Raw genomic sequence first — 5123 nt, 5'->3', positions numbered from 1 at the left:
CATTTCGGACTGAATAGTCGATTAACCACATCCAGTGAACAGCACGTTCAGGTGCAGATAGAGCACTTGCACCCTGTTCGGCCATTTTCTGAATAACAAGGCCGCCAGCATCAAGTAACCACGTTTCAAGGTCAATATCCAATAGTTTCTCCTTTTTAGAAGCAATGTACTCAGTACTGCTGGATGCCTGCTTCTGGCCGGTTGCGGGAGTCCCTACATAGCGCAGGCAGCTTCACTGGATGACCATGCCCAAGCAGCTACAAGATTTCCGATAACCGGGAAAAATATAAATGTAACGCATAGCAATATTCCGGCGGCGAAAGCACTTCTTCGGAACCGCAATACCCTTACCGGGGAAATAAGCGATTCCGTAAGCGGACCTAGATAATAGAAAACGTTAGCGAGAGTCAAAAAGAAGAGGAAAAATATTCCCCCTAGAAAAAGGCTGGGCAGCGTTATTTCCAAACACGGTAGGCGTGACTCAAATACCCACCATACAACGAGTAAAGAAAAAAAAGATACCGGAGCAGCCGACAACAATATTCGGTTAAATAACGAGCGCCTCGAACTCCACCAGTCCTTGGGGGTAAGGTTTTCCATTGTTTTCTGCCCTCTGAATGACTGAATAAAAAGGCCGCTTTTGGGCGATACCAGATGCCTTCAGCGATTCACAAGCAGAACGATTGCAGAAAAGATCATTCCCCAAAATACCAACACGCCGGCCAATCCCATCAACATTAGGATTTGGCTCAGATAACGAAGAGCTGACCGAGCTTGTTGGAATTTGTCATTCATCTTTGTTAGGAACAGGATGGCGAACCCCGAGCAAATCGTGAAGAAGATGGTGCCGTCGATCCCGGCCGTGACGACCCGATCCCCCGCCTTCAACCACCAGGAATAGGAGTGATCCATGAAGCTCACTACTGTCAGCCATTGAATCGCTATAAAGAGAGTCGCAAGGACCAGTCCAATTTTTGTCTTCATTGGAAATGAGAAGTCAGATTTCAGGGCATTTGCCAGTAGTACCAAGCAAACTCCCGCCATCTGCCGATGGCGGACGTGGTAGCTTGACGAATCATTCCCGCCGTCCTTCTGATGAACACCTGCTCATCACTGGAATGTACGGCCCCGAGCAAGTTCACATTGATGTAACTTTCCATGGAGTCCGTCGATTGGAGTGCTTCTCTTAGTGGTCCGCTTCCGGCCGATTGCGGACATCGGCAACTGTAGCAAACATTCGCATCTGGCAATGAAAATTCCGCTTCGCAATCGCCGAGCGAGGGAGGCCCAATAAGGACTTGCGAGGCGCTGAATTTCTTGATTGCGAAGCAAAAAAATGAGCTAAGTCTTTGATATAATTGAAATTCGCGCCGGACTTGTATCAGGGGGTGGCGGGTTCAAGTCCTGCAGCCAGCAACAATACCGAAGCGGCTCACAGCGATGTGAGCCGTTTTTCTTTTGCTTCGCAATTTTGCGCTTCCAGAATACTTACCCGACATGAGTCGCAGGATTTGTTGAGTGCTCCACCCGGTCACGAAGTACGGGGCAATGTCACTAGGCTATCATCGAGGCTCTCTTGCGCGACGACCGATAGACCCGCTCAACGGCCATCGCTGTCGTCACAACAATCTTATGGGCCGCTGTAGCGGCCGGCTCCCGTCAGGCTCGTTTCAGCCTAGTCTTCGGTTCATTATCGGAATCTCGCCATGGAAATCAAAGTCAACTTCCTCGACAAGCTGCGTCTTGAAGCCAAGTTCGACGACTTCACCGTCATCGCCGATCAGCCCATCCGCTACAAGGGAGACGGCTCGGCGCCTGGCCCCTTCGATTACTTCCTGGCCTCATCGGCGCTGTGCGCGGCTTACTTCGTGAAGCTGTACTGCAATACGCGCAATATCTCGACCGAGAACATCCGGCTGTCCCAGAACAATATCGTGGACCCGGAAAACCGCTACCAGCAGACCTTCAAGATCCAGGTCGAACTGCCGGCCGACATCGAAGAGGCAGACCGCCGCGGCATCCTGCGCTCGATCGAGCGCTGTACCGTCAAGAAGGTGGTGCAGCAGGGGCCGGAATTCGTCATCGAGGAAGTGGAAAGCCTGGACGCCGATGCGCAATCCTTGCTGACCCTCAAGCCCGAAGCCGGCGTGAGCACCCACATCCTGGGCAAGGACTTGCCCCTGGAGCAGACCATCGCCAACATGTCGGGCTTGCTGGCCGAACTGGGCATCAAGATCGAGATCGCTTCCTGGCGCAACATCATTCCCAATGTGTGGTCGCTGCATATCCGCGACGCGCATTCGCCGATGTGCTTCACCAACGGCAAGGGCGCCACCAAGGAAAGCGCGCTGGCCTCGGCCCTGGGCGAGTACATCGAACGCATCAGCAACAACCACTTCTATGCCGGTTCCTACTGGGGCGAGGAGATCGCCAATGCCGAGTTCGTGCATTACCCCAACGAGCGCTGGTTCAAGCCCGCTCGCGCAGACAAGCTGCCCAAGGAAATCCTGGATGCGTATTGCCTGGAGATCTACAACGCGGACGGCGAGCTGCGCGCGTCGCACCTGATCGATACCAATTCCGGCAACGCCGAGCGCGGCATCTGCGCGCTGCCTTATGTACGTCAGTCGGACGGCGAAGTGGTGTATTTCCCCTCCAACCTGGTAGAAAACCTCTTCGTCAGCAACGGCATGAGTGCCGGCAATACCCTGCCCGAAGCCCAGGTGCAGTGCCTGTCGGAGATCTTCGAGCGGGCGGTCAAGCGGGAGATCCTGGAAGGCGAGATCTGCCTGCCCGACGTCCCCCAGGAAGTCCTGGCGAAATACCCCGGCATCGTGGCGGGCATTCAGGGGCTGGAAGAGCAGGGCTTCCCGGTGCTGGTCAAGGATGCTTCGCTGGGCGGCGTCTATCCGGTGATGTGCGTGACCTTGATGAACCCGCGCACAGGCGGGGTCTTTGCCTCGTTCGGCGCGCACCCGAGCTTTGAGGTGGCGCTGGAGCGCAGCCTGACTGAACTGCTGCAAGGGCGCAGCTTCGAAGGCCTCAACGACCTGCCGCAGCCGACCTTCGAGAGCAATGCGGTGACCGAGCCCAACAATTTCGTGGAGCACTTCATCGATTCTTCCGGCATCGTGTCGTGGCGCTTCTTCAGCGCCAAGTCGGACTACGCATTCGTCGAATGGGATTTCACCAGCCAGGGCGAGGATTCCAACGCTGCAGAGGCGGCTACCTTGTTCGGTATTCTGGAGCAGATGGGCAAGCAAGCCTACGTCGCCGTGTACGATCAACTGGGTGCCACGGCTTGCCGCATCCTGGTGCCGGGCTATTCCGAGGTCTATCCGGTGGAAGACCTGATCTGGGACAACACCAACAAGGCGCTGCTGTTCCGCGAGGACATCTTGAACCTGCATCGCCTGGACGATGAGGCGCTGGCTGCCTTGCTCGACCGTCTGGAGAACAACGAGCTGGATGAGTACTCGGACATCGCCACCCTGATCGGTATCGACTTCGATGAAAACACCGTCTGGGGCCAGCTCACCGTGCTTGAACTGAAGCTGCTGATCCATCTGGCCCTGCAGCAGTTCGAAGAGGCGCATGAACTGGTCGGCGCCTTCCTGCAGTACAACGACAACTCGGTCGAACGCGGTCTGTTCTACCAAGCCTTGAATGTCGTGCTGGAAGTGGAGCTGGACGATGCGCTGGAACTGGCTGACTACGAGACCAATTTCCGCCGCATGTTCGGCAACGAGCGCATGGACGCGGCCATCGGATCGGTGACAGGCAGCGTGCGCTTCTTTGGCTTGACGCCGACCAGCATGAAACTCGAAGGACTGGATCGTCATCAACGCTTGCTCGATAGCTACCGCAAGCTGCACAAGGCGCGCGCCAGGTTTGCGCAAGCTGCCGCTGTGGCTTGATGCGACTCATCTTCTCCCGGACCGACAACCTACCAAAGGCTGCCACGAAAATCCTGAGCATTCAGGTCGTGACCTTGGGGGGAGATAGTCCAAGTGTCCGGCGCAGCAAGTGAACCTCGGGCTCCTGCATGTCTTGCCAGCTGTCGCGCAACTGGCCGAGATAGGTGGCAGAGGTATAGCGCTCCAGGAGGTAGATTTCTTGTGGATCGATGTGCCCGGGGAAATGGATCATGTCGTTAACGTTCATATCGATTGAAATGGCCAACCCCAGAGCCCGCTTTTAGAGGGGCGTCATGTCTTGAATGTTCATATCGAAGGCTTTAGGCAAGGAGCCGGGGGGATGTTGTCCTCTCTGTGCCGCATTCAGTCCTGATCGCTATCTGGTGGCCTGAGGGCGATGTCGCGCTGCGAACTTGGGATTGTTTAGGTGCCAGCATGGGGGGGATTTTCTGACCAGTCGATAGGCTGTCCGTGAAGTTGTTCTACATAGACCCACTCACAGGAACGCGATGTGAAAGCTTGTCGAGCTACCAAACTTGGAGTCAGCTTGGGTTTACTTACACTTTCCTTGAAGTATGGATCTCCCATCAGGCGAGGATCTTGAAGGTGTCTTTGCACGAATTGATTCATGCGGTGATCATCTAGCCACAGAGCCTGACGACCGACACTTGCTAGCGCGTCCAGTCCAAGATCGTTAAACGTGCTGCACTTCTTGAGTTCCCCCGAAGGCTCGCCGGTCCAGCAAAATTGAGGAGTGCCATGGGGATCATCCAATGGCAAATAAACCCCTGTCCGAGCTGGCACCATGCCGCTTTGCGAGGTGATGTCGAGGCGAAGACGTAGTTCGTTTGCATTCGCGAAGACGTCGGCAAATCGCTGTGCTTCAAGGGTGAGGCAAAAGTCATCCCACCGTCCTGCAATGCCATGTTTGTCTACCGTGTTATCAATATTTCCTGAGTATACTTCGAGGTCTTCAAGGCGGGATGGGTATTCATTTTTCTCATCGGGAATCATCCATTGCAAGGAAAATTCGGTGAATGCGCGTGCATAGAAATTCATCCCGGTTATGGAGTAGACATCCAATGCGTGAACGATGGCAGCAATCATCGGATGATCCATGGAGAGTCGGGGTGGACGCGGGGGAAGAAAAAGATCCGACCGCATCTTAACAAGTTATTGCACCGGACTCGACCACATGTAACGCTG

Annotated in this window: 4 protein-coding genes; 1 reads left to right on the top strand and 3 read right to left on the bottom strand. The window is 54.9% G+C overall.

Annotated elements, in window-relative coordinates:
- Positions 1 to 660: 660 nt before the first annotated feature.
- Entirely contained in the window at positions 661 to 1029 is a 369-nt protein-coding gene (locus I5W_RS01630; protein WP_252716855.1) for a hypothetical protein, read from the bottom strand.
- A gap of 677 nt (positions 1030 to 1706) precedes the next feature.
- Between I5W_RS01630 and I5W_RS01625 the strand changes: the two genes are divergently transcribed.
- Positions 1707 to 3917, top strand: a complete 2211-nt coding sequence (locus I5W_RS01625) for an OsmC domain/YcaO domain-containing protein (protein WP_044527935.1) — start codon at positions 1707 to 1709, stop codon at positions 3915 to 3917.
- Positions 3918 to 3978: 61 nt separating this feature from the next.
- On the opposite strand, the gene I5W_RS01620 is transcribed toward I5W_RS01625, so the two are convergent.
- Positions 3979 to 4164, bottom strand: a complete 186-nt coding sequence (locus I5W_RS01620) for a hypothetical protein (protein ID WP_044527934.1) — start codon at positions 4162 to 4164, stop codon at positions 3979 to 3981.
- A 176-nt stretch (positions 4165 to 4340) separates the two neighbouring features.
- Positions 4341 to 5024, bottom strand: coding sequence for a hypothetical protein (locus I5W_RS01615; RefSeq protein WP_252716854.1), 684 nt, complete (start codon positions 5022 to 5024; stop codon positions 4341 to 4343).
- Positions 5025 to 5123 lie beyond the last annotated feature (99 nt).

This window comes from Herbaspirillum sp. B65, assembly GCF_000333555.1.
Taxonomy (GTDB): Bacteria; Pseudomonadota; Gammaproteobacteria; order Burkholderiales; family Burkholderiaceae_D; genus Herbaspirillum; species Herbaspirillum rubrisubalbicans.
This window is presented reverse-complemented; position numbering and strand designations above follow the sequence as displayed.

What these genes read in the sequence shown, in the direction of transcription:
- I5W_RS01625 (WP_044527935.1), top strand. Translation starts at nt 1,707, where the DNA reads ATGGAAATCAAAGTCAACTTCCTCGACAAGCTGCGTCTTGAAGCCAAG.
- I5W_RS01620 (WP_044527934.1), bottom strand. Translation starts at nt 4,164, where the DNA reads ATGAACGTTAACGACATGATCCATTTCCCCGGGCACATCGATCCACAA.
- I5W_RS01615 (WP_252716854.1), bottom strand. Translation starts at nt 5,024, where the DNA reads ATGATTGCTGCCATCGTTCACGCATTGGATGTCTACTCCATAACCGGG.